Source organism: Nocardioides sp., assembly GCF_035697785.1.
GTDB lineage: Bacteria > Actinomycetota > Actinomycetes > Propionibacteriales > Nocardioidaceae > Nocardioides_B.
Genome location: NZ_DASSCL010000099.1, coordinates 1 through 24007, shown reverse-complemented (window position 1 = coordinate 24007; position 24007 = coordinate 1). Strand labels below are relative to the sequence as shown.

The window sequence follows — 24007 nt, the reverse complement described above, 5'->3', positions numbered from 1 at the left end:
GACGGCTACCGATATCGGTGGCGGTTCACAGGATCGAACCGGGGGTGTAGGTCGCGGCGTCGGGGTACGACGCCGCGACCTGCTCGACCCGGCGGACGACGGTGTCCACCTGCGCGACGGCCGCGCCGGTGAAGGTGATCGGGTCCGCCACGAGGGTCTCGAGCTGCTGCTCGGTGAGCCCGAGCCGCTCGTCGGCGGCGAGCCGGGCGAAGACGTCGTTGTCGGTCTGCCCCTGCCGCATCGCCAGGGCGACGCCGACGGCCGCCTCCTTGATCGCCTCGTGCGCGGTCTCACGGCCCACCCCGTTGCGGACCGCGGCCATCAGCACCTTGGTGGTGGCCAGGAACGGGAGGTACCGGTCGAGCTCGCGCTGCACCACGGCCGGGAAGGCGCCGAACTCGTCGAGCACGGTCAGGAACGTCTGGAACAGCCCGTCGGTCGCGAAGAACGCGTCGGGCAGCGCCACCCGGCGTACGACGGAGCAGGAGACGTCCCCCTCGTTCCACTGGTCGCCGGCGAGCTCCCCGACCATGGAGAGGTAGCCGCGCAGGACTACGGCGAGACCGTTCACGCGCTCGCACGATCGGGTGTTCATCTTGTGCGGCATCGCCGAGGAGCCGACCTGGCCCTCCTTGAAGCCCTCGGTGACCAGCTCGACGCCGGCCATCAGCCGAATCGTGGTGGCGAGGTTGGACGGTCCGGCGACGACCTGCACCAGCGCGGACAGCACGTCGAAGTCCAGCGAGCGCGGGTAGACCTGCCCGACGCTGGTCAGCACCCGCTCGAAGCCGAGGTGGGCGGCGACCCGTCGCTCGAGCTCGCCGAGCTTGTCGGCGTCGCCGTCGAGCAGGTCGAGCATGTCCTGGGCGGTGCCGACCGGGCCCTTGATGCCGCGCAGCGGGTACCGCGCCAGCAGGTCCTCGAGCCGGTCGAGCGCGACCAGCATCTCGTCGGCGATGCTGGCGAACCGCTTGCCCAGGGTGGTGGCCTGCGCCGCCACGTTGTGGGAGCGGCCGGCCATCACCAGGCTCCGGTGCTCGGCCGCGAGCCGCCCCAGCCGGGCCAGGGCGGCCACGACGCGGTCGCGGACCAGCAGCAGCGAGGAGCGCACCTGCAGCTGCTCGACGTTCTCGGTGAGGTCGCGGGAGGTCATCCCCTTGTGGATGTGCTCGTGGCCGGCGAGCGCGCAGAACTCCTCGATCCGCGCCTTCACGTCGTGCCGGGTGACGCGCTCGCGCGCCGCGATCGAGTCGAGGTCGACCTTGTCCACGACCGCCTCGTAGGCCTCGACGACACCGGCGGGTACGTCGATGCCGAGGTCGCGCTGGGCCTTGAGCACCGCGACCCACAGCTGCCGTTCGAGCACGATCTTGTGCTCGGGCGACCAGATCGCGGCCAGGTCGGCGCCGGCGTACCGGGTGGCGAGGACGTTGGGGACGGTCACCGGGTCTCCTCGGCCTCGACCGGGAGGGCCGCGATGTCGGTGCGGTGGTGGCAGCCGTCGATGTCGACACAGGCGACGCCGGCGTACGCCCGCTGCCGCGCCTCCGCGACGTCGGCACCCACCGCGGTCACGGCGAGCACCCGGCCGCCGGACGTGACCAGGGCGCCGTCGCGCACCGCGGTGCCGGCGTGGATCACGTCGACCCCGTCGAGCGCCTCGGCCGCGTCGACCCCGGTGATCGGGTCACCGGTGCGCGGGGTGCCGGGATAGTTGTGCGCCGCGACGACGACCGCGACCGCGGCTCCGTCGCGCCACTTCAGCGGCCCCACCTCGTGCAGCCGGCCGTCGGCCGCCGCCTTGAGCACCACGCCGAGCGGGGACTCGAGCAGGGCGAGCAGCGGCTGGGTCTCGGGGTCGCCGAAGCGGGCGTTGAACTCCACCACCCGGACCCCGCGCCCGGTGAGCGCCAGCCCGGCGTACAGCAGCCCGGTGAACGGGGTGCCGCGGCGGGCCATCTCCCGGACCGTCGGTCGGAGCACCCGCTCGGTGACCTCGTCGACGAGACCCTCGGGCGCCCACGGCAACGGCGTGTAGGCGCCCATGCCGCCGGTGTTGGGGCCCTCGCCGCCGTCGTGGACCCGCTTGAAGTCCTGGGCGGGCAGCATCGGTAGCACGGTCTCACCGTCGGTGATCGCGAACACGGAGACCTCGGGACCGTCGAGGTACTCCTCGATGACCACCCGTCCGCAGGCGGCAGCGTGGCCGGCCGCCACGTCGCGGTCGTCGGTCACGACCACACCCTTGCCGGCCGCGAGGCCGTCGTCCTTCACGACGTACGGCGCACCGAACGCGTCGAGCGCGGCGGCCGCCTCGTCGGGCGTGCCGCAGACGTGGGCGAGCGCGGTGGGTACGTCGGCCGCGGCCATCACGTCCTTGGCGAACGCCTTCGAGCCCTCGAGGACGGCCGCCTCGGCGGACGGGCCGAAGCAGGAGATCCCGGCTGCGCGGACCGCGTCGGCGACGCCCGCGACGAGCGGGGCCTCCGGGCCGACCACGACGAGGTCGACGTCCAGCTCCGTCGCCAGCGCCGCCACGGCCGCCCCGTCGACGGCGTCCACCGGGTGCAGCTCGGCAACCGCGGCCATCCCCGGGTTGCCCGGCGCGGCGTACACCTGGCTGACCTCGGGGTCGCGGAACAGCGCAAGTGCCAGGGCGTGCTCGCGGCCCCCGGACCCGACCACCAGGACCTTCATCGGAGAACGACCGTCTGCTCGCGGCTCGGGCCAACGCCGACCGCCCAGAACGGGGCCCCGGACATCTCCTCGAGCGCCCGTACGTAGATCTGGGCGTTCTTGGGGAGGTCCTCGAAGGAGCGGCAGTCCGAGATGTCGGAGTTCCAGCCGTCGAAGAACTCGTAGACCGGTTCGGCGTGGTGGAAGTCCGACTGGGTCATCGGCATCTCGTCGATGCGCTCGCCGTCCACCTGGTAGCCGACGCACACCGGGATCCGCTCCCAGGCGCCGAGCACGTCGAGCTTGGTGAGACAGAACTCCGTGAGCCCGTTGACCCGGGCGGCGTAGCGGGCGATCACGGCGTCGTACCATCCGCAGCGCCGCGGCCGGCCGGTCGTCACGCCGAACTCGCCACCCACCGAGCGCAGCTTGTCGCCGTCGTCGTCGTGCAGCTCGGTCGGGAACGGCCCGGACCCGACGCGGGTGGTATAGGCCTTGATCACGCCGATCACCCGGTTGATCCGGGTCGGCCCGACCCCGGCGCCGGTGCACACCCCACCGCTGACCGGGTTGGACGACGTCACGAACGGATAGGTGCCGTGGTCGACGTCGAGCATGGTCGCCTGGGCGCCCTCGAACAGCACCGTCTTGTCCTCGTCGAGCGCCAGGTTGAGCAACAGGCTCGTGTCCGCGACCATCGGGCGCAGCCGGTCGGCGTACGACAGCAGCTCCTCGACCACCTGCTCGGGCTCGATCGCGCGCCGGTTGTAGACCTTGGCGAGCACCTGGTTCTTGAGGTCGAGGGCGCCCTCGACCTTCTGCCGCAGGATGCTCTCGTCGAAGAGGTCAGCGACCCGGATGCCGGTGCGGCTGATCTTGTCGGCGTACGTCGGGCCGATCCCCCGGCCGGTGGTGCCGATGAGGTTCTTGCCGAGGAAGCGCTCGGTGACCTTGTCGAGGGTGGTGTGGTAGCTGGTGATCAGGTGGGCGTTGGCGGAGACGACCAGGTTCGCGACCTCGACGCCGCGGGCCCGGAAGCCGTCGATCTCGTCGAACAGCGCGGCCGGGTCGACCACGACGCCGTTGGCGATCACCGGGACGACGTCGGGGATCAGGACGGCGGACGGCAGCAGGTGGGTGTCGAACTTCTCGCCGTTGACGACGATGGTGTGCCCTGCATTGTTTCCGCCGGACGTTCGCACGCAATAATCGATCGAGGACCCGAGCTGGTCGGTCGCCTTGCCCTTTCCTTCGTCGCCCCACTGCGCTCCGAGCACCACGATCGCGGGCATGGGCACCTCTCTGCCGCCGACAACAGCTGCCAACAAAAAGGCCCGGGTGCAAACAGCACCGGGGCTCTTGCGAACCAAGGCTAACAAAGCGGGCCCCCGCCGCTCCCGGGCGCCCGAGCCGCGGCCTCGGAGCGCGGGACGCCGGGCGGGCGGCGGTCTGGTCCTCGGTTTCTCGCCGGGGCCCGGGGGTACTGTCTCGGTCCGTGGATCCACTGCTGCTGATCGCCAACGCCGAAGCCGGGAGCGCCGACCGTGAGCGCCTCGATGAGGCCCTCGACGTGCTGCGCCGGGACGCTGACGTCGAGGTGGCCACGACCGGCAACCCCGGGGAGCTCGACGGCGTCCTGCACCGGCGCGGCGGCCGTCGGGTCGTGGTGGCCGGCGGGGACGGCAGCCTGCACGCAGTGGTGGCCGCCCTGCACCGTCGCAACGAGCTGGCCGACACGGTGGTCGGCCTGCTCCCCCTCGGCACCGGCAACGACTTCGCCCGCGGCAACGACATCCCGCTCGACCCGCGCGCGGCCGCGGAGCTGATCGTCACCGGCGAGGTCCGCCCGGTCGACCTCATCGTCGACTGCGTCGGCGAGGTGGTCGTCAACAACGTGCATGTCGGGGTCGGTGCGCAGGCCAGCCACAAGGCCCGGTCGTGGAAGAAGGCGCTGGGCCGGCTGGGGTACGTCGTCGGCGCGGCGCAGGCGTCGATCCGGCCGCCGTTCTACCGGTTCCGGGTCGAGGTCGACGGCGAGGTGGTCGCCGACATGGACCGGCACGTCGTCCAGGTGGCCATCGGCAACGGCACGACCGTCGGCGGCGGAACGGACCTGACCCCGCACGCCGACACCGGTGACGGCCAGCTGGACGTGATGGTGTCGTTCGCGGTGGGGCCGCTGTCCCGGTTCGGGTACGCCTTCCAGCTCAAGCTCGGCCGGCACCCCGAGCGCGATGACGTGATCTACGTGCGCGGCAAGACCGTCTCGGTGGCCGGTCAGGCGTTCTGGTGCAGCGCCGACGGCGAGCTCTCCGGCCCCGAGCGCACCCGCACCTGGCGCATCGAGCCGGGCGCGTTCTCGATGCCGCTTCCGCCGCGCGACCCCGTCGTGCCGGTGTAGCGCCCGTCTCAGAGCCACCCTCGTCGTACCGCCTCGACGCCGGCCTGGAAGCGGGAACCCGCCTCGAGCTCGTCCATGAGATCGGCTACGCGGCGGCGCACCGTCCGCAGCGAGAGGCCGAGTGTGCGGGCGATCTGCTCGTCCTTGGCGCCGCGGGCCATCTGGTCGAGGATCAGCCGCCGGGCGCTCTCGCTCTCGGCCTCCCCGTCACCGCCGATGCCCGGCACGATCAGGGCGCGCTCCCACAGCGCGTCGAACAGCAGGGTCATCGCGGTGACCAACGACTGCTGGCGGAGGACGAGCAGCACGTCGTCGGCGACGTCGAAGCGTTGCGGGAGGAGCGCGGCGGCGGTGCCGATCACGGCGAGCCGGCCGGGCAGCTCGCCGAGGATGCGCACGTGCTCGCCGAGGTCGGCGCGGCGTCGTACCGCCTCCGGCGCCTCCTCCAGCACGCGCGCGGGGTAGAGCACCCGCGAGCGCCGCCCCTGCCGCAGCTGGTCGCGCACCCACTCGTCGACGGCGCGGCCGACCGGCAGCCGCCACTGGTCGTGGCGCATCCAGAGCAGGTCGCCGTCGGTCTCGACCGCCAGGCTGCGCAGCACCGGCAGCGCCTCGCGGATCGGCAGCGACTCGACCTGGACCGGTTCGCCGAGAGGACCGCGGGTGGCCCGGTAGTCGGCCGTGAGGGCGGGCACCAGGCCGCGGACGCCGGTGAGCTGTTCGCGCACCGCCTGCAGCCGCTGCTGCTCGTCGTTGATGAGCCGTTCGAGCGCCTGCTCCGGGGGCGCGGCGACCAGCGCGTCATCGTCTCGCAGCACCAGTCCCGCCCCCACGAGACGGTCGACCAGCTCGGCGGTGGACCGCCGGTCGGCGCCGACCACGCTGGCCGCGCTCTCCTCCGTGAGCCTGGGGGTGCGCAGCAGCGCGCGGTAGAGCGACTCCTCCGCAGCGGACAACCCGAGCACCGACAGGGGTGAGGGATGCTCGTCCTGCTCGGCCACGCTGGCAGTTTAGTGCCATTGGCATCGAGTGGACAGGCAAACCGTGACGTGCGACTGCCAATCTTCTCCCTGAGGCCGACCGGGATTTCCAAATCGGGGGATTCGGGAAACCCCGGGTCGGCCCGACAACCAGTCGAAGCGCCGGAATCGCAGCAGGGGACGATTCCGGCGCTTCGCCTGTGCCCCCATGTCGTGTGGACGCGATCCGAACCGCCTGGGGTCAGGTGCCTGGGAGCAGCCTGTCGTAGCCGGTGGGGCTGGAGTCGCGCAGGAACTCGGCGCAGCGTTCGGCCTCGGGGGTCTCCCCGATCCGGGTGGCGGCGATGGAGAGGGCGGCCAGCGCGCGGAGGAAACCGCGGTTCGGCTCGTGCTCCCACGGCACCGGCCCGTGGCCCTTCCAGCCGTTGCGGCGGAGCAGGTCCAGGCTGCGGTGGTAGCCGACCCGGGCGTAGGCGTACGCCGTCACGTCGTCCACCGCCGAGTCCGCGAGCGCCCGCTCGGCGAGGGTGGCCCAGGCCAGCGGCGACTCCGGGTGGTCGCGCACGACGGCGGCCGGATCGACGGAACCGTCGAGCAGCCCAGCGGCGGGGTCCTCCGGGAGGTGCGTCGGGGGCGGGCCGGCCATCAGGTCCTGGAAGGTCATGGCCTCATTGTGCCCGGGGTGCCGACCACCCCACTGGCCGGCCGCCGGAACGACCGGGGTGCCGCGAGCGCCGCCGCCGCGATGACTCACCATGGTCCGGTGACTTCGACCCCAGCACTCACGCCGCTGCCGAGCAGCCCGGCGCCGGCCGACGAGACCGCGCGCTGGTGGCAGCACGCGGTCGTCTACCAGGTCTACCCGCGCTCGTTCGCCGACGGGAACGGTGACGGGGTCGGCGACCTGCCCGGCATCACGGCCCGGCTGCCGTACCTCGCCGACCTCGGCGTGGACGCGATCTGGATCTCGCCGTACTACGTCTCGCCGATGGCCGACGGCGGGTACGACGTGGCGGACTACCGCGACGTCGACCCGCTGTTCGGCTCGCTGGGGGACGCCGAGACGCTGATCGCGGAGGCGCATGCTCTCGGCCTGAAGGTGATCGCCGACCTGGTCCCCAACCACACCTCCGACGAGCACGCCTGGTTCCGGGCCGCGCTCGCCGCCGGCCCTGGCTCGCCCGAGCGGGACCGCTACCTGTTCCGCGACGGCACCGGGACCGACGGCTCGGAGCCGCCGAACGACTGGCGCAGCGTCTTCGGCGGCCCTGCCTGGAGCCGCGTGACCGAGCCGGACGGGACGCCCGGCCAGTGGTACCTGCACATGTTCGACGTCAAGCAGCCCGACCTGAACTGGCAGAACGACGAGGTGCACGCGGAGTTCCGCGACGTCCTGCGGTTCTGGCTCGATCGCGGCATCGACGGCTTCCGGGTCGATGTCGCGCACGGGATGGTCAAGGCAGAGGGCCTGCCCCACTGGGACCACGAGCAGGAGCTGCTCGAGGGCGAGAACTCCGACGGCGAGCGGCCGCCGATGTGGGACCAGGACGGCGTGCACGCGATCTACCGCGAGTGGCGGGAGGTGCTCGACGAGTACGGGCGGCCAGGGGACCGGATGATGGTCGCCGAGGCCTGGGTCGAGCCCGCCTCGCGGCTCGCGCTCTACGTGCGCCCCGACGAGATGCACCAGGCCTTCAACTTCCACTACCTGGGCTCGCTGTGGGCGGCCGACGATGTCCGCGAGGCGATCGAGACGTCGCTGCAGGCCAACGCCCTGGTCGGGGCGCCGACCACGTGGGTGCTGAGCAACCACGACGTGGTGCGGCACGCCAGCCGGCTCGGTCTGGCCAAACCCGGCAAGCACGACCACCGCGGGCTGGGGCCCCGCGACCCGCAACCGGACGCCGAGCTCGGGCTGCGGCGGGCCCGCGCGGCGTCGGCGCTGATGCTGGCGCTGCCTGGTTCGGCGTACCTCTACCAGGGCGAGGAGCTCGGCCTGCCCGAGCACAGCATGCTCGCCGACGAGCACCGCCAGGACCCGACCTGGTTCCGGCACGGCGGTGAGGTGGTCGGCCGCGACGGCTGCCGGGTCCCGATCCCGTGGCGTGCCGACGCCCCGGCGTACGGCTTCAGCGAGACCGGCAAGAGCTGGCTGCCGCAGCCGGCGTCGTTCGCGCGGTACGCCGTCGACGCCCAGGCAGGCGACCCGGCCTCGACCCTGGAGCTGTACCGGTCGCTGCTCGCCCTGCGCAAGGAGCTGGGGCTGGGAACCGGCGAGGTGGCGGTGTCGGAGGCGTACGGCGCCGACGTGCTCGCGCTCGTGCGGAGCACGCCGAGCGGGTCCTACCTCGTGCTCACCAACTTCGGGCCGGACCCCGTCGCGCTGCCGGATGGTGCCGAGGTGCTGCTGACGAGCGAGGTCTTGCTCGACGGGCGGGTGCCGACCGACGTGACGGTGTGGGCCCGGCTCGGCGAGTGAGACCCCAGGCGGATCTCATGCCGCTGTGGCTGGGGTCACGCGGGCTCCGTGGCACGGGAGCGGCTGTCACGCAGAGACGGATGTTCCCGTGGACCGCAGGTGCTCGCAGGCCTCCACGACGCGCGCGGCCATGCCCGCCTCGGCGGCCTTGCCCCACGCCCGCGGGTCGTAGGCCTTCTTGCTGCCGACCTCGCCGTCGACCTTCAGCACGCCGTCGTAGTTGCTGAACATGTGCCCGGCTACGGGGCGGGTGAAGGCGTACTGGGTGTCGGTGTCGACGTTCATCTTGACCACCCCGTAGTCGACGGCGGCGGCGATCTCCTCCGCCAGCGAGCCGGAGCCGCCGTGGAAGACCAGGTCGAACGGCTTCGAGCCGGCCTCGAGGCCGAGCTTCTCGACCACGGCGTCCTGGGCCTGCTTGAGGATCTCCGGCCGCAGCTTCACGTTGCCGGGCTTGTAGACGCCGTGCACGTTGCCGAAGGTCAGTGCCGTCATGTAACGGCCCTTCTCGCCGGTGCCGAGCGCCGCGACCGTCGCCAGCGCGTCGTCGGTGGTGCTGTAGAGCTTGTCGCCGGAGCCGCCCACGACGCCGTCCTCCTCGCCGCCGACCACGCCGACCTCGATCTCCAGCACGATGTTGGCGGCGTCGGCCTTCTCCAGCAGCTCCTGGGCGATCGCGAGGTTCTCGTCGAGCGGCACGGCCGAGCCGTCCCACATGTGCGACTGGAACAGCGGCTCCTGGCCGTTCTTGACCCGCTCGACGGAGATGTCGAGCAGCGGCCGGACGAAGCCGTCGAGCTTGTCCTTGGGGCAGTGGTCGGTGTGCAGTGCGATGTTGACCGGGTAGTTCTTCGCGACCTCGGCGGCGAAGCTGGCGAAGGCCACGGACCCGGTGACCATGTTCTTCACGGTCGGCCCGGAGAGGTACTCCGCACCGCCGGTGGACACCTGGATGATCCCGTCACTGCCGGCGTCGGCGAAACCCTTGAGGGCGGCGTTGAGCGTCTGCGAGGAGCTGACGTTGATGGCCGGGTAGGCGAAGGACTCGCGCTTCGCCTTGTCGAGCATCTCCGCGTACACCTCGGGAGTGGCGATGGGCATGTTCGTCTCCTGTGTCGGGCTTGGGTCGGCCGGTGCCAACACCCTACGGCCGACGTCGTACGACGAAGCAAGGCGATCAGTCGGTGGTCCGCCCCTCGCGTTCCGGCTCGTGGCGATCGCGACCGGGCGTGCCCAGGTCGAAGCGCCGGATCACCACCCGGAACAGCACGTAGTAGAGGGCGGCGTAGGCGAACCCGATCGGCACCAGCAGCAGCGGCTGCGTGGCCGGGGTGAAGTTCAGGGTGTAGTCGATGGCGCCGGCTGAGAAGGCGAACCCGTGCTTGATCCCGAGCGCGTTCACGAGCGCCAGCGACGTCCCGGTCAGCACCGCGTGGATCAGGAACAGCGGCCAGGCCACGAACATGAAGGCGAACTCCAGCGGTTCGGTGACGCCGGTGACGAAGGAGGTCAGTGCGCCCGAGAGCATCACGCCGCCGATGACCTTGCGGCGGCCGGGGCTCGCCTCGTGGTAGATCGCCAGTGCCGCCGCCGGCAGCGCGAACATCATGATCGGGAAGAAGCCGGTCATGAACGCCCCGGCGGTCGGGTCGCCGCTCAGGAAGCGGGCGATGTCACCGCGGACCACCTCGCCGCTCGGCGTCTGGAACTCGCCGACGACGAACCACGGCACCGAGTTGATGATGTGGTGCAGGCCGAACGGGATCATCAGCCGGTTGACCACGCCGTACACGAAGGCGCCGATGATGTCGTTGCCGACCAGCCACTCGCCGAGCGCGGTGAGGCCGTGGTCGAAGACCGGGTAGGCGAACGACAACGCCACCCCGAGGAGCAGCGCGGCGTTGGCGGTGATGATCGGGACGAACCGGCGGCCGCCGAAGAAGGCAAGGTAGGTCGGCAGCTTGATCCGGTAGAAGCGCTGCCACAGCAGGGCCGAGACGATGCCGATGAGGATGCCGCCGAAGACGCCGTAGTCGATGACCTGCGAGGACGTGCCGGTGGCTGGTTCGAGGACGTACGGCGACATGGCGGTGGTCACCTCGTCGAACACGAGGTAGCCCACCACGGCGGCCAGGGCGGTCGAGCCGTCGGACTTGCGGGCGAACCCGACCGCGACGCCCACGGCGAAGAGCAGCCCCAGGTGGCTGAACAACGTGCCACCCGCCGCCGCGAGGACGTCGGCGACCGGCTCGAGGGACGGCCACCGGGACGCCAGCGCGAGCCCGGAGTCGCCCGCGCCCAGCATGTCGGGCTGGCCCAGGCGGAGCAGGATCGCGGCGACCGGAAGCGCGGCGATCGGGAGCATCAGGCTGCGACCGAGTCGCTGCAAGGCCCCGAGCCCGATCCGGTGGGCGGTCTCGGCAGGGGGCGTCGACGGGCGGGCTTCGGCACCCGCCCGGCTGTCGGCGTCCATCGTCCTCCTCCCGAGATCGAGACCGGGCTCCCCGCACGTGTACCCGTTTGCCGGGTGGTTCAATGCACCCATGAGCCAAGCCGAGCAGATCGTCGCCGGCCTGGGCGGCAGCACCAACATCGTCGAGATCGAGGCCTGCATCACGCGCCTCCGCACCGCCCTTGCCGACACCGCGCTGGTCGACGAGACCGCGCTCCAGGACGCCGGGGCGCACGGGATCATGCGGGCCGGCTCGGTCGTGCAGGTCGTGGTCGGCCCGGACGCCGACACGATCGCGTCCCAGATCGAAGCGCTGCTCTGATGCGCACGCACCTGGCTGCGGCGGCCCGGCGGGGCGAGCGGTGATGGTCGAGGTGCTCTCCCCGGTCGCGGGCCTACGTGAGGATGTCAGCGACCTCCCCGACCCCGTGTTCGCCGCCGGCCTGGTCGGCCCCGGTGCAGCCATCCGTCCCAAGGCCGGCACCCAGACCGCCGTCGCCCCGATCGACGGCGTGCTCGCGAAGCTGCACCCGCATGCCTTCGTGGTGGTCAGCGACCGCGGCCCGGGGGTGCTGGTACACCTCGGGATGGACACCGTGCACCTCAACGGCGACGGCTTCACCGCCCTGCTCGAGGAGCAGGACCGGGTCAGCGCCGGCGACGAGGTGGTCACCTGGGACCCCGAGTACGTCGAGGCCGCCGGGCACTCGTCGATCTGCGCCGTCGTCGTACTCGACTGTCCGTTCGAGGCGCGTGCGCTCGGCGCCCCCGGCACCGAGGTCACAGCCGCCGGCCCGCTGTTCGAGATCGACTGCTGACCCGGCTCGACCACAGCACCGGCCCAAAGTCATGGTTGTACTCTACCTAGCCCCTAGGTAGAGTACATGCATGTTCGACGGCGAGCGGGGACCCCGCATGACGATCCCCACCCAGCTCGTGCTGCAGGTGCTCCTCGCGGATGCGGAGGTCGAGCTGTACGGCGGGCAGATCGGCTCCGCTGCCGGTTTGCCCAGCGGCACAGTGCACCCGATCCTCGCCCGGCTGGAGGGCGTGGGCTGGGTGGAGTCTCGTTGGGAGGACGTCGACCCGAGCCAGGCCGGCCGCCCCGCCAGGCGCTACTACCGGCTCACCGCCGCCGGCGCGAACCGCGCACCGGCCGCCCTGCTGCGCGCCTCCCGTCCACGGCGGGCCGGCCTGGCACCACACCCGCTCCCCGGCCAGTGATGAACACCCCTGGCACGACCACACCAGACGCGGCCAACCGGCCCGCGATCGCGGCGCGGTGCGCAGTGGTCACCGCCACGCTGGTCCTCCCACGCGGGTCGTCCCGCACCCGCTATCGACAGGAGTTCCTGGCAGAACTCAGCTTCATCGAAAGGTCCGCCTCCCAGCTCCGCTTCTCGGTCGGCATCCTGTCGCGCGCCTGGGCCCTGCGCCGTGCCCTAACCGAGGAGAACACCATGATCCACGATGCCGTGCCCCGCACCCCGCTGCTCTGCCGCCTCCACGTCCACCACCAGTGGCACACCGAGACCACCGAGGACGGCGCCCGCTACCGGCGCTGCCTCCGCTGCGGAAAGGACCACCCCAGCCAGGGTTCGGGGCCTGGCGACTGGGCCGCGCCCGTCCAGATGGGTGGGGGTGGCTGACCGAGGGGGAGGCTTCACACCCACGGCTCGGCGACGCTCAATACCCTCGACCAGGGCTTCCTCGGCCCTCAGGACGTCGCCCCGGGGCCCCCGAGCCAGGAGTGCTCGCCGTCCAGGTCGGCGTGCTGGCGGATCCAGGTGTGCATCGCGATCGCGGCCGCCGCCGAGGCGTTGATCGACCGGGTCGACCCGAACTGGGTGATCGAGAACGTCCCGTCGCACGCCAGGCGGGCCGCCTCGGACAGGCCCGGGCCCTCCTGGCCGAACAGCAGGCAGACGTCGCGCGGCAGGGCGAGCGTCTCGATCGGCTCCGAACCGGGCAGGTTGTCGATGCCGAGCAATGTCACGCCGCGCGCGTGCAGGTCGTCGGCGAGCTCGGAGACGGACGGATGGTGCCGCACGTGCTGGTAGCGGTCGGTGACCATCGCGCCGCGTCGGTTCCACCGCCGGTTGCCGATGATGTGCACCTCCGCGGCGAGGAACGCGTTGGCGGTGCGCACGATGGTGCCGATGTTGAAGTCGTGCTGCCAGTTCTCGATCGCGACGTGGAACCCGTGCCGGCGTCGGTCGAGGTCCGCGACGATGGCCTCCATCGTCCAGTACCGGTAGCGGTCCACGACGTTGCGCCGGTCGCCCTCGGCGAGCAGCCGGGCGTCGTACTGCTCGCCCTCGGGCCACGGACCGGGCCACGGACCGACGCCCACCTCGGGTGGGCCGTGCGGCATCGGGTCGTACGGCGCGCGGGGCTGCTCGGGCTGCACGTCGTCCACCCGGAGATCGTAGGAGGCGAACCAGGCGCCCGGCGTGGTGCGGTTAGGGTTCACGGGTGATCGACACGCTGCTGGCCGTCCCGATGCTGCTCGGGATCGACTGGATGGACCCCGAGTGGCTGCTCGACCGGTTCGGGGACCAGATGTTCTGGGTCAGCGTGGCGATCGTGTTCATCGAGTGCGGGCTGCTGTTCCCGATCCTGCCGGGCGACTCGCTGCTGTTCAGCGTCGGCCTGTTCGTGCACCGCTCGCAGGCCGGCGAGGCGGGCATCGACATCGGCATCGTCACCGCGTGCGTGATCCTCAGCCTCGCGGCGTTCCTGGGCAACGTGGTCGGCTACGAGATCGGCCGCGCCATCGGCGAGCCGCTGCAGGAGCACACGGGCCGGTTCATCAAGAAGAAGTACTTCGACCAGACCCACGAGTTCTTCGAGAAGTACGGCGCCCGGGCCCTGGTGCTCGGCCGCTTCGTGCCCATCGTGCGCACCTTCATCACCGTGGTCGCCGGGATCGGCAAGATGGACCGCCGGCACTTCTTCGTCTGGTCGTTCGTCGGGGCGGTGCTCTGGGCGACCGGTCTGACCCTGCTCGGCTACTTCCTCGGCGGCATCGAGTTCCTCCAGCACAACATCGAGGCCGCGGTGCTGGTGATCGTGTTCGTCTCCGTGCTGCCGATGGCGGTGGAGTTCTGGCGGCACCGGAAGGCCGCCACCGCGGACACCGACGCCTGACCGGCCCGGCCGTGCCGGTGCGCCGGGCCGGTCTGGCAGCCTGAGCCCGTGGACGCCCAGCAGACCCTGGACCGAGCGCTGCAGCGCGGCCGTACGTCGGTCGAGCAGCGGATGCACCGGCTGCGCACCAACGCCTGGCACATCGGGCAGTGTGCCGTCGCGGCCGGGGTCGCATGGTTCGTCGCCGCGGACCTGCTCGGGCACGACATCCCGTTCTTCGCGCCGATCGCCGCGGTGCTCTGCCTCGGCACCTCCTACGGGCAGCGGCTGCGCCGGGTCGTCGAGGTCACCCTCGGGGTGGCGATCGGCGTCTTCGTCGCGGACCTGTTCGTGGTGCAGTTCGGCTCCGGCGCCTGGCAGCTTGCGGTGGTGGTCGCCGCCTCGATGTCGGTCGCGTTCCTGCTGGACGCCAGCCGGCTGTTCGTGACCCAGGCGGCGGTGCAGTCGATCGTGGTCACCACGTTGCTGCCGGACCCGAACGCGGCGCTGACCCGATGGACCGACGCCCTGATCGGCGGCGCGGTGGCGGTGGTGGCCGCGACGGCGGTGCCGCGGGCGCCGTTGCGCCGTCCCCGCCTGCAGGCGGCCGTCGTCGTACGGAAGATCGCGGAGCTGCTCCGCGGCGCGTCCGAGGTGATGCGCGACGGGGAGGTCGAGCCCGCGCTCGAGCTGCTGTCGGACGCCCGCGCGACCGACGTGCTGATCCGCGAGCTGCAGGACGCCTCGGACGAGGGGCTGTCCGTGGTCGCGTCGTCGCCGTTCCGGCTGCGGCACCGGGAGCCGCTGCGCCGGATGGCCGAGCTCGTCGAGCCCCTGGACCTGGCGCTGCGCAACACCCGCGTCGTCGTACGCCGAGCGGCCGTCGCGGCGCACCGAGGCGAACCGGTGCCGCGCGGGCTGACGGTGCTGTGCGGCGAGCTGGCGGACGCCGCCGACCGGGTCGCCGAGGAGCTGGAGAACGACCGGATGCCGTCAGCCGCCCAGCCCGCCCTGGTCGCCGTCGCCTTGACCACCGCGCAGGTGGAGCGCACGCACGATCTGTCGTCGGAGGTGATCCTGGCCCAGGCCCGCTCGATCGTCGCCGACCTGCTCCGGATCACCGGGATGGGCGTGATCGAGTCGACGGATGCGCTGCCGCCGCCGAGTGGCTGATTACCACGGTCCCCAGTGAATCTCCCGCTTCTCGTGGGGAGCTCGCCCCGGGAAGGGGGAGATCACCACGGGACCGTGGTAATCGGCCGGCGCCCACCCGCCCCCGGGTGAAGCTCGCCGCCCACTAGGCTCCTGCGGTGATCGCACCCCTCCTGCTCGGCATCGACTGGCTCGACCCGGCGACGATGCTGGACCGGTTCGGCGACTACGCACTGTGGGGAGCCGCCGCGATCGTGTTCGCGGAGTGCGGGCTGCTGATCGGGTTCTTCCTGCCGGGCGACTCGCTGCTCTTCACCGTCGGGCTGCTCGTCGCGCAGGACAAGGTGTCGTACCCGCTGTGGCTGTGCTGCCTGGTGCTGTTCGCGGCGTCGATGCTCGGCAACGTGTGCGGGTACGTCATCGGCGACAAGTTCGGGCCGAGCGTGTTCGGGCGGGAGGGCTCGCGGCTGTTCAAGAAGGAGTACGTCGAGAAGACACGCGACTTCTTCGATCGGTACGGCAGCCGTGCGATCGTCTTGGCCCGCTTCGTGCCGGTGGTGCGCACGTTCATCACGGTGATGGCGGGCGTCGGGACGATGAGCTTCCGGAAGTTCATCATCTACTCCGCCATCGGGGGGCTGGCGTGGGCCGCCGGCGTCACCGCGCTCGGCTACTACCTCGGCTCGATCCCCTTCGTCCGCGACAACGTCGAGGTGATGGTCCTGGCGTTCGTGGCGATCGCCGTCGTACCGATCGCGATCGAGATGCTGCGTGAGCGCGCTGCCCGCAAGCTCGGCGAGCTCACCGAGGACTGAGCTCGGGGCGGGTGGATTACCACGGTCCCGTGGTAAACGTCCCCTTCCCGGGGCGAACTCCCCGCGGGGAGCGGTGGATTACCACGGTCCCGTGGTAATTGGCCCCCGCCCCACCCCCCCAAACGTCAGCCGACCGACACCGCGTCCAGCTCGGCCTTCGTGAGCACCGAGCGAACCACCAGCCCGAGGTCGGCCAGCGGGTTCTCACCCTCCGGCGAGCGGTCGATCGCGCAGAGGACCACCTCGACGGTGGCCCCGGCGGCGCGGAGCTCACGGGTCGCGTCCCGCACCGCCCCGCCGGTCGTGATCACGTCCTCGACCAAGGTCACCCGCCGGCCGCGGACGTCGGTGCCCTCGGCGAGCTTGCAGGTGCCGTACTCCTTGGCCTTCTTGCGCACGAACACGCTCGGCAGCCCGGTGCGCTGGCTCAGCACGGTCGCGATCGGCACGCCGCCGAGCTCGAGACCGCCGAGGACCTCGGTGCCCTCCGGCACCAGCCGAGCCATGTCCTCGACCACCCGGGCGAGTAGCGCGGGGTCGGCCTCGAAGAGGTACTTGTCGAAGTACTCGGTGGCCCGCTGCCCGGAACGCAGCAGGAAGTCGCCGGTGAGCCGGCAGGTGGAGTCGATGTCGCGAGCCAGGCTGTTCTCGGTCACGGGCCTCACCCTATGCAGGCGGCTTGTCCTCCGCGGAGACGAGGTGGCCGAACGCGATCATCCGGTCGTCGGTGTGGAAGATCTCGGCACAGGTGGTGAGCGTGAGCAGCCGCGGGTCGTCGATGGGGTTCACCCCGGCCAGGTCGGGGTTCTCGGGCTCCTTGGCCACCACCCAGACATCCCGGAAGGTCACCACGAACGGGTCGGTGTCGAGCACGTAGGTGTAGACGGTGTCGCGGGTCTCCACCAGGACCTCGTCACCGGGACGCAGCGACGGCATGTCGCGCAACGGCTCGCCGTGCGTGACCCGGTGCGCCGCCAGCGCGTAGTTGCCGCGGCCGCCCGCGGCCGCCGAGTCCTCGAAGTGGCCGAACCCGCGTGCGAGTACGTCGTCGCCGACCCCCTCGAGCACCGGCATCACGTAGTCGTCACCGAACCGCGGGATCCGGACCAGCGCGGACGCCCGGCCCAGAGGTACGGCGGCCGGCTCCGCGCGCGCACCGGACCTGTCGTCGCCCTCCACGACGGTCGCGGGCTCGCGCCACTGCCGCTGCAGCTCCGCGACGGTCTCGCGCTGCCGGCGCTCGGAGACGATGTTGGTGCCGAAGAACTGCCAGCCGACGTACCCGAGCAGCGCCAACCCGGCCGCGACCAGACCGGTCCCCAGCCAGAACGTCACCCGGCGCCGCCCGCGCGGCTGCCCACCCATCCCCCGATCATCCCTCACCGGCGGTGTCTAGATTGGGCAGATGGCCACACCCAGCCCCCGGACCGCCCGCCGCCTGCAGAACGTGCCGCCGACGATCTTCGCGGAGATGTCCGCTCTGGCCGTCCGGACCGGTGCGCTCAACCTCGGCCAGGGGTTCCCCGACGTGGACGGGCCGCCGGCGGTGGTCGAGGCGGCGGTCGAGGCGCTGCGGGCAGGCCGCAACCAGTACGCCCCTGGCCCCGGCGTGCCGGAGCTGCGGGCGGCGGTCGCCGCCCACCAGGCCCGGCACTACGGCATCGACCTGGACCCCGACACGCAGGTGGTCGTCACCGCCGGCGCCACCGAGGCGATCGCGGCCGCCCTGCTGGCGCTCGTGGACCCCGGCGACGAGGTGGTGGTCCTCGAGCCGTTCTACGACTCCTACGTCGCGTGCATCGAGATGGCCGGCGGCGTACGACGACCCGTCACCCTGCGCGCGCCGGGCTTCCGCATCGACCTCGACGAACTCCGCGCCGCCGTCACCGACCGCACCAAGCTGATCCTGCTGAACTCGCCACACAACCCGACCGGCGCCGTGCTCACCCGCGACGAGCTCACGGAGGTGGCGCGGCTGGCCGTCGAGCACGACACGTTGGTGGTGACCGACGAGGTCTACGAGCACCTGCGCTACGACGGCCGCGAGCACGTGCCGATCTGCACGCTGCCCGGCATGTGGGACCGCACCGTGTCTATCTCCAGTGCCGGCAAGACGTTCTCGTTCACCGGCTGGAAGGTCGGCTGGGCGACCGGTCCGGCCGACCTGGTGGCGACCGTGTACTCCGCGAAGCAGTGGCTCACCTTCAGCAACGCCGCGCCGCTGCAGCCCGCGATCGCGCACGCGCTCGACCAGGAGGCCGGCTTCTACGACCTGCTGGCCAAGGACCTCCAGGCCAAGCGCGACCTGCTCTGCGACGGGCTCTCCCGTCTCGACCTGGACGTCTTCGTGCCGGAGGCGACCTACTTCGTCTCGACCGACGTGCGCCGTTACGGCTACCCCGACGCCAAGGCGTTCTGCCTGGCGCTCCCGGAGCGGGCCGGGGTGGTCGCGATCCCGTCGCAGGCGTTCTACGACGACCAGGACGAGGGCCGGCACATGGTGCGGTGGGCGTTCTGCAAGGAGGCGGCCGTCATCGAGGAGGGGATCCGCCGGCTCACCTCGGCCGACCTGCACGCCTGAGGGTCTCGACGGGCTCGGCGCTCACCAGACCGGCGGCTTGCCCTGCCTCGGCGGCGGGGGCGGCGGCATCGGCTGCTGCGGGTACGACGACGGCGGACGCGGGCCCGCGGTCGAGCCGGGCGGCGCGGCGTACCAGGCCCGCGCCGGACCGCTGAGCAGCAGTCCGGCTGACGCGGCCGCCGGCAGCGCCACCAGGAGGCCGAGCGGGAACGCGACCAGCGAGACCAGCGTGGCCATCACGGCCGACCCGACCAGCACGCCGCGCGCCCAGCCCTGCCGACGGAAAGCCAGGAAGGCCAGCACGCACGCCACCAGGCACCAGAACAGCAGGATCGCGCTGGCCGCCCACAGCGCGGCCATCAGCTCCCCGGTCGTGAAGCCCGACGACTCCAGCTCGGGGGCCTCCCGGATCGCCTCCAGCAGGGTGTCGCGGGCGACCATGAGCATCATCACGACCAGGAAGAACGCGAACGCCACGACCGGGGTCACGATCCAGGTGAGCACGACCGCCGCGGTCACCTGGCCGGGGCGGCGGTGCGGGTCGACCGGTCGGGCTCCGGACGGCGGAGGCGCCCAGGAGGAGGGTGTGCCGGCGGGCCGCTGCCCGCCGTAGGGGTACGCCGCCGGCGCGGGCTGCGCATGCTCGTCGGCAGGCGGTCGGGGCGGGGCGTCGGCGGGGTCCTCGGGGCGCGAGGGCTGTCCCTCTGGCGGCTGGGACTGCGTCGTCGGCGGGGCCCAGGCGGCGGTGGTCGGCCCGGGGCGGGCGGACCGGGTGGTGTCCTCGCGGGCGGGTGCGGGTGCGCGACCGGCGTACCAGTCCCGCACCGGCGGGCTCCAGAGCAGCGAGGCCGCGAACGCCATCACCACCGTGATCCCGAACGGCACCCCCGGGATCCAGTCGGCGAGCACGAAGGTGCTCACGAAGAGCAGCGCGGCCGCGATGCCGAAGCCGAGGCGGGCGCCGCGGTGCCGCTGGAACACGAAGAACGCGAGCACGACCCCGGCTGCGGCGAGCGCGCCGGTGACGAGCAGCAGGGTGCGCAGCGCCTCGGTGACGAACGCCGCGTCGACGCCGAGCCCCTCGTAGGCGGGCGAGGCGAGATTGTCGGCGATCTGCTCGCGCGCCTCGATGCTGTGCAGCCCGCTCATCAGGTCGAAGAGCGAGACGACGAGCAGCAGGCTCCCGATCCCGCCGATGATCGCCGCGGTCGTCACCTGACGCGGACGCGGCAGCGTCGTCGACTCACTCATGCGGCAATTGCACCATGCACGCCCAACCGGGCGACGCCGCGGTCACGCGGGCGTGAGCGTGAGCGAGTCGCCGGCCTCCGACACATCCACGGTCACGGACGAGCCGTCCTTCACCTCGCCGGCGAGCAGCATGCGGGCGAGCGGGTCGCCGATGGCGGTCTGCACCAGGCGACGTAGCGGACGGGCGCCGTACGCCGGGTCGTAGCCGGTGCGCGACAGCCACTCGTGCGCCTCCTTGGTGACGTCGACGGTGATCCGCCGCACGGCCAGCCGGCGGCCGAGCTCGGCCACCTGGAGATCCACGATGTGCGAGAGCTCGTCGCGGGTCAGCGCGTCGAACATGACCACCTCGTCGAGCCGGTTGAGGAACTCCGGCTTGAACGACTGTCGCACGACGCCCATCACCGACTCGCGCTTCTGCTCGTCGTCGAGGGTGGGGTCGACGAGGTACATGGAGCCCAGGTTGGACGTCAGGATCAGCACCGTGTTGCGGAAGTCGACGGTGCGGCCCTGCCCGTCGGTGAGCCGGCCGTCGTCGAGCACCTGCAGCAGGATGTCGAAGACCTCGGGATGCGCCTTCTCGACCTCGTCGAGCAGCACCACGCTGTAGGGCCGGCGGCGCACCGCCTCGGTGAGCTGGCCGCCCTCCTCGTAGCCGACGTAGCCGGGAGGCGCACCGACCAGCCGGGCGACGCTGTGCTTCTCGGAGTACTCGCTCATGTCGATGCGGATGATCGCCCGCTCGTCGTCGAAAAGGAAGTCTGCGAGCGACTTGGCGAGCTCGGTCTTGCCGACGCCGGTCGGGCCGAGGAACAGGAAGGTGCCGGTCGGACGGTCGGGGTCGGAGATGCCGGCCCGCGAGCGGCGTACCGCGTCGGACACCGCGGCGACGGCCGGCTTCTGGCCGATCAGCCGCTCGCCGATGACCTCCTCCATCCGGAGCAGCTTGGCGGTCTCGCCCTCGAGCAGCCGGCCGGTCGGGATGCCGGTCCAGGCCTCGACGACGTCGGCGATCTCTTCCGCACCGACCTCCTCACGGACCATCGGCTCCTCACCGGCGACGGCCTGCTCGGCCTCGGCGGCCGCCTCGAGCTGCTTCTCAAGAGCCGGGATCCGTCCGTAGAGGATCTCGCTGGCCTTGGCCAGTTCACCGTCGCGCTGGAACCGCTCCGCCTCCGAGCGCAGCTGGTCGATCTGCTTGCGCAGCTCGCCGGACCCCTCGAGGGCGGCCTTCTCGCGGTCCCACCGGGCCTCCAGCCCGCGCAGCTCCTCCTCGCGGTCGGCGAGGTCGGCGCGCAGCCTGCCCAGGCGTTCGCGGGAGGCCTCGTCGGTCTCCCGGTCGAGGGCGAGCTCCTCCATCCGCATCCGGTTCACGACCCGGCGGAGCTGGTCGATCTCCTCCGGCGAGGACTCGATCTCCATTCGCAGCCGCGAGGCCGCCTCGTCGACCAGGTCGATCGCCTTGTCGGGCAGCTGCCGGCCGGAGATGTAGCGGTCGGAGAGCATCGCCGCCGCCACCAGCGCCTGGTCGGTGATCTTCACCCCGTGGTGTGCTTCGTACTTCTCCTGCAGGCCGCGCAGGATCGCGACGGTGTCCTCCACCGACGGCTCGCCCACGAACACCTGCTGGAAGCGACGCTCCAGGGCGGGGTCCTTCTCGATCCGCTCGCGGTACTCGTCGAGCGTGGTGGCGCCGATCATCCGGAGCTCACCGCGGGCGAGCATCGGCTTGAGCATGTTGCCGGCGTCCATGGCCGAGTCGCCGCCCGCGCCGGCGCCCACGACGGTGTGCAGCTCGTCGATGAACGTGATCACCTGGCCCTCGGCGGCCTTGATCTCCTCGAGCACCGCCTTGAGCCGCTCCTCGAACTCGCCGCGGTACTTCGCGCCGGCGACCATCGCGGCCAAGTCGAGCGAGAGCACCCGACGGTTCTTGAGCGAGTCGGGCACATCGCCGTCGACGACCCGCTGGGCGAGCCCTTCGACGACCGCGGTCTTGCCGACGCCGGGCTCGCCGATCAGTACGGGGTTGTTCTTGGTGCGCCGCGACAGCACCTGGATGACCCGGCGGATCTCGGCGTCGCGGCCAATCACCGGGTCGAGCTTGCCCTCCTTGGCGGCTGCGGTCAGGTCGACGGCGTACTTCTCCAGCGCCTGGTACGTCGACTCCGGATCCTGCGTGGTGACTCGCTGCGTCCCGCGCACGCTGGTCAGTGCCCCGCGCAACGCCTCGGCACTCGCGCCGGCCTCGGCGAGCATGGTGCGCACCGGGCTCTCCACGGTGGCGGCGGCGATCAGCAGGTGCTCGGTGGAGATGTAGTCGTCCTTCATCTCCGCCGCGATGTCACCCGCCGTGCTGAGGATCTGCAGGGCCGCGCGGGAGTACGACGGGGCGCCGACCGTGGCACCCGACGCGGCCGGGAGCTTCTTCAGCTCGGCCTCGACACCGGCGACGACCGCCGTGGGCTGCACGCCCGCCGCCTCGAACAGCGGCCGGGCGATCCCGTCGGGCTGCGAGAGCAGGGCAGCGAGCAGGTGCACGGCCTCCACCTGAGGGTGCCCGCCCGCGTTGGCGGTCGAGATCGCGGTGTTGATCGCTTCCTGGCTGCGGGTGGTGAACTTCGAGGCGTCCATGAGTTCTCCTTCAACAACGATTCGTCTGCGGTCTATGGGGTGATTCACACGGGCGGACCGCAGACGAATCGTTCATGGCTAGCGGGTGCTGCGGCGCCAGACGGTGACGGACTGGCCGGGGACGGTTCGGACCGCGGGCAGGTTGGGTGCGGAGCGGTCGGTCCGGGTGACGCGCAGCGCTCGGTGCGCGGCGTCGAGCTCGTGCTCGAGCTCGGCCACGCGCTGGCGCAGCGCCTCGGCTTGGTGCTCGAGATCGAGGATCCGGCGCACTCCCTCGAGCCCGATGCCGCTCGCGGTCAGCTGGGCGACCTCGCGGAGCACCTCGATGTCGCGCCAGGAGTAGCGGCGGCCGCCGCCCAGCGTCCGCCCGGGACGGACCAGGCCGAGCCGGTCGTAGCTGCGCAGCGTCTGCGGGTGCAGACCGGTCAGCTCCGCGGCCACGCTGATGACGTAGACGGGGACGTCCGGGCCCGGCTGCCCGGCAGCCGCCTGGAAGCGCTGGGCAGTCATCGTGGACCGCCCTCGAAGAGCTTGCTGCGCAGGTCGCTGCCGCTGGTCGCGTCGCGGTAGGCCTCGACGGCGGCCCGGCCCGCCTCGTCGAGGTGAGCCGGCACCTGTACGTCGACGGTGACGAGCAGGTCGCCGCGATGGCCGTCCTTGCGCGGCGCGCCCTTGCCGCGCACGCGGAACGTGCGGCCGTTCGGCGTGCCCGGCGGGATCTTCACGGTGACCGGGGCGCCGTCGAGGGTCGGCACCTTGATGTCCGCTCCGAGGGCGGCCTCGTGGAACGCGACCGGGACGGTCAGCGTCAGGTTGTCACCGCGCCGCCCGAAGAGCGGGTGCGGCGTGACGTGGACGGTGACGTAGAGGTCGCCCGCCGGGCCGCCGCGCTCGCCGCTCGCGCCCTTGCCGCGCAGCCGGATCTTCTGGCCGTCCTTGACGCCGGCCGGGATCCGCGCCGAGATGGTGCGGTTGGACAAGCCGCGGCCGGATCCGTGGCAGGTCGGGCACGGGTCGTCGACCACGAGGCCGCGGCCGCCGCAGGCCGGGCAGGTCTCGTTCATCGTGAACGCGCCGCCGACCGATGCGGCCCGCATGCCGACGCCCTCGCACTCGGGACAGACCCGCGGCACGGTGCCCGACCTGGCGCCGGTGCCGGAGCAGTCCGGGCACGGTGCGTCGGAGCTGAGCCGGAGCGAGACCGTGACGCCGTCGACCGCCTCGGCGAACCCGATGGTCGCCTCGGTCTCGATGTCGGCGCCCCGGCGGGCCTGGGTGCGGGTGGTGCGCGTCCCGCCGCCCCCGCCGCCGAACATGGTCCCGAAGAGGTCGCCGAAGCCGCCGCCCCCGCCGCCCCTACCTCCGAAGAGGTCGTTGACGTCGAAGGTCGTGCCACCGGGTCCGCCGCCGGTGTTCGTGAACGGCCCGAAGCCGCCCGCGAACGCGGACCGCATCTC

General features: G+C 71.9%; 24 protein-coding genes. 10 read left to right on the top strand and 14 right to left on the bottom strand.

Going from position 1 to position 24007, the window contains the following annotated elements; genetic code table 11:
* Positions 1-25 precede the first annotated feature (25 nt).
* From purB to VFH10_RS09645, 3 genes are read right to left on the bottom strand one after another with little or no spacing between them, the layout of a single operon-like run.
* Positions 26-1444, bottom strand: coding sequence for an adenylosuccinate lyase (gene purB / locus VFH10_RS09655; protein ID WP_325127928.1), 1419 nt, complete (start codon positions 1442-1444; stop codon positions 26-28).
* The gene (gene purD / locus VFH10_RS09650) at positions 1441-2697 is read right to left on the bottom strand and encodes a phosphoribosylamine--glycine ligase (RefSeq protein ID WP_325127925.1); all 1257 of its coding nucleotides are present in this window, start codon (positions 2695-2697) and stop codon (positions 1441-1443) included. The genes purB and purD overlap by 4 nt, the downstream gene beginning before the upstream one ends.
* Complete coding sequence (locus VFH10_RS09645; protein WP_325127924.1) at positions 2694-3968, bottom strand: adenylosuccinate synthase; 1275 nt, start codon at positions 3966-3968, stop codon at positions 2694-2696. The genes purD and VFH10_RS09645 overlap by 4 nt, the downstream gene beginning before the upstream one ends.
* 203 nt (positions 3969-4171) lie before the next feature.
* On the opposite strand from VFH10_RS09645, the gene VFH10_RS09640 reads away from it, so the two are divergent.
* A complete protein-coding gene (locus tag VFH10_RS09640) occupies positions 4172-5077 on the top strand; it encodes a diacylglycerol/lipid kinase family protein (RefSeq protein ID WP_325127922.1) in 906 nt (301 codons plus the stop codon).
* An 8-nt stretch (positions 5078-5085) separates the two neighbouring features.
* Here the strand turns inward: VFH10_RS09640 and VFH10_RS09635 are convergent, their stop codons facing one another.
* Together VFH10_RS09635 and VFH10_RS09630 are read right to left on the bottom strand one after the other, a co-directional pair.
* Complete coding sequence (locus VFH10_RS09635) at positions 5086-6078, bottom strand: LuxR C-terminal-related transcriptional regulator (RefSeq protein ID WP_325127920.1); 993 nt, start codon at positions 6076-6078, stop codon at positions 5086-5088.
* 220 nt (positions 6079-6298) lie between these two features.
* A complete protein-coding gene (locus tag VFH10_RS09630) occupies positions 6299-6721 on the bottom strand; it encodes a DUF3151 domain-containing protein (protein WP_325127918.1) in 423 nt (140 codons plus the stop codon).
* 81 nt (positions 6722-6802) lie between these two features.
* Between VFH10_RS09630 and VFH10_RS09625 the strand changes: the two genes are divergently transcribed.
* Complete coding sequence (locus tag VFH10_RS09625; RefSeq protein WP_414689859.1) at positions 6803-8536, top strand: glycoside hydrolase family 13 protein; 1734 nt, start codon at positions 6803-6805, stop codon at positions 8534-8536.
* Between the two features lie 66 nt (positions 8537-8602).
* Here VFH10_RS09625 and fbaA read toward each other — a convergent pair whose 3' ends face one another.
* Together fbaA and VFH10_RS09615 are read right to left on the bottom strand one after the other, a co-directional pair.
* A complete protein-coding gene (gene fbaA, locus VFH10_RS09620; protein WP_325127914.1) occupies positions 8603-9637 on the bottom strand; it encodes a class II fructose-bisphosphate aldolase in 1035 nt (344 codons plus the stop codon).
* 76 nt (positions 9638-9713) lie between these two features.
* Positions 9714-11009 carry a PTS transporter subunit EIIC gene (locus VFH10_RS09615; protein ID WP_325127911.1) on the bottom strand — a complete coding sequence of 432 codons (1296 nt, stop codon included), beginning with the start codon at positions 11007-11009 and terminating at the stop codon, positions 9714-9716.
* Positions 11010-11079: 70 nt separating this feature from the next.
* Here VFH10_RS09615 and VFH10_RS09610 point away from each other — a divergent pair, with 70 nt between their 5' ends.
* From VFH10_RS09610 to VFH10_RS09595, 4 genes are all read left to right on the top strand, one after another.
* Positions 11080-11310 (top strand): PTS glucose/sucrose transporter subunit IIB, encoded by a 231-nt coding sequence (locus tag VFH10_RS09610; RefSeq protein WP_325127909.1) that lies wholly within the window; start codon positions 11080-11082, stop codon positions 11308-11310.
* Positions 11311-11353: 43 nt separating this feature from the next.
* On the top strand, positions 11354-11806 hold the full coding sequence (locus tag VFH10_RS09605) for a PTS glucose transporter subunit IIA (RefSeq protein WP_325127907.1): 453 nt from the start codon (positions 11354-11356) through the stop codon (positions 11804-11806).
* 70 nt (positions 11807-11876) lie between these two features.
* On the top strand, positions 11877-12212 hold the full coding sequence (locus VFH10_RS09600) for a PadR family transcriptional regulator (protein ID WP_325127905.1): 336 nt from the start codon (positions 11877-11879) through the stop codon (positions 12210-12212).
* A complete protein-coding gene (locus tag VFH10_RS09595; protein WP_325127903.1) occupies positions 12212-12637 on the top strand; it encodes a hypothetical protein in 426 nt (141 codons plus the stop codon). Before VFH10_RS09600 ends, VFH10_RS09595 begins: the two co-directional genes overlap by 1 nt.
* Positions 12638-12705: 68 nt before the next feature.
* On the opposite strand, the gene VFH10_RS09590 is transcribed toward VFH10_RS09595, so the two are convergent.
* Positions 12706-13362 (bottom strand): TrmH family RNA methyltransferase, encoded by a 657-nt coding sequence (locus tag VFH10_RS09590; protein ID WP_325128054.1) that lies wholly within the window; start codon positions 13360-13362, stop codon positions 12706-12708.
* Positions 13363-13463: 101 nt separating this feature from the next.
* Here VFH10_RS09590 and VFH10_RS09585 point away from each other — a divergent pair, with 101 nt between their 5' ends.
* From VFH10_RS09585 to VFH10_RS09575, 3 genes are all read left to right on the top strand, one after another.
* The gene (locus tag VFH10_RS09585; protein ID WP_325127902.1) at positions 13464-14138 is read left to right on the top strand and encodes a DedA family protein; all 675 of its coding nucleotides are present in this window, start codon (positions 13464-13466) and stop codon (positions 14136-14138) included.
* Positions 14139-14186: 48 nt separating this feature from the next.
* Entirely contained in the window at positions 14187-15290 is a 1104-nt protein-coding gene (locus VFH10_RS09580; protein WP_325127900.1) for an FUSC family protein, read from the top strand.
* Between the two features lie 137 nt (positions 15291-15427).
* Positions 15428-16084, top strand: coding sequence for a DedA family protein (locus VFH10_RS09575; RefSeq protein ID WP_325127898.1), 657 nt, complete (start codon positions 15428-15430; stop codon positions 16082-16084).
* Between the two features lie 125 nt (positions 16085-16209).
* On the opposite strand, the gene pyrE is transcribed toward VFH10_RS09575, so the two are convergent.
* A complete protein-coding gene (gene pyrE / locus VFH10_RS09570; RefSeq protein ID WP_325127896.1) occupies positions 16210-16740 on the bottom strand; it encodes an orotate phosphoribosyltransferase in 531 nt (176 codons plus the stop codon).
* 10 nt (positions 16741-16750) lie between these two features.
* A complete protein-coding gene (locus VFH10_RS09565) occupies positions 16751-17449 on the bottom strand; it encodes a class E sortase (RefSeq protein ID WP_325127894.1) in 699 nt (232 codons plus the stop codon).
* A gap of 40 nt (positions 17450-17489) precedes the next feature.
* Between VFH10_RS09565 and VFH10_RS09560 the strand changes: the two genes are divergently transcribed.
* A complete protein-coding gene (locus VFH10_RS09560) occupies positions 17490-18665 on the top strand; it encodes a pyridoxal phosphate-dependent aminotransferase (protein ID WP_325127892.1) in 1176 nt (391 codons plus the stop codon).
* A gap of 21 nt (positions 18666-18686) precedes the next feature.
* On the opposite strand, the gene VFH10_RS09555 is transcribed toward VFH10_RS09560, so the two are convergent.
* The 4 genes from VFH10_RS09555 to VFH10_RS09540 form a co-directional block, all read right to left on the bottom strand.
* Complete coding sequence (locus VFH10_RS09555) at positions 18687-19916, bottom strand: hypothetical protein (protein WP_325127890.1); 1230 nt, start codon at positions 19914-19916, stop codon at positions 18687-18689.
* 42 nt (positions 19917-19958) lie between these two features.
* Positions 19959-22550: an ATP-dependent chaperone ClpB gene (gene clpB / locus VFH10_RS09550; protein ID WP_325127889.1), complete on the bottom strand. Its 2592-nt coding sequence runs from the start codon at positions 22548-22550 to the stop codon at positions 19959-19961.
* A 78-nt stretch (positions 22551-22628) separates the two neighbouring features.
* Positions 22629-23060: a heat shock protein transcriptional repressor HspR gene (locus VFH10_RS09545; protein ID WP_325127888.1), complete on the bottom strand. Its 432-nt coding sequence runs from the start codon at positions 23058-23060 to the stop codon at positions 22629-22631.
* A partial coding sequence (locus VFH10_RS09540; protein WP_325127887.1) for a DnaJ C-terminal domain-containing protein occupies positions 23057-24007 on the bottom strand: 951 nt, incomplete at its 5' end. The genes VFH10_RS09545 and VFH10_RS09540, both read right to left, overlap by 4 nt.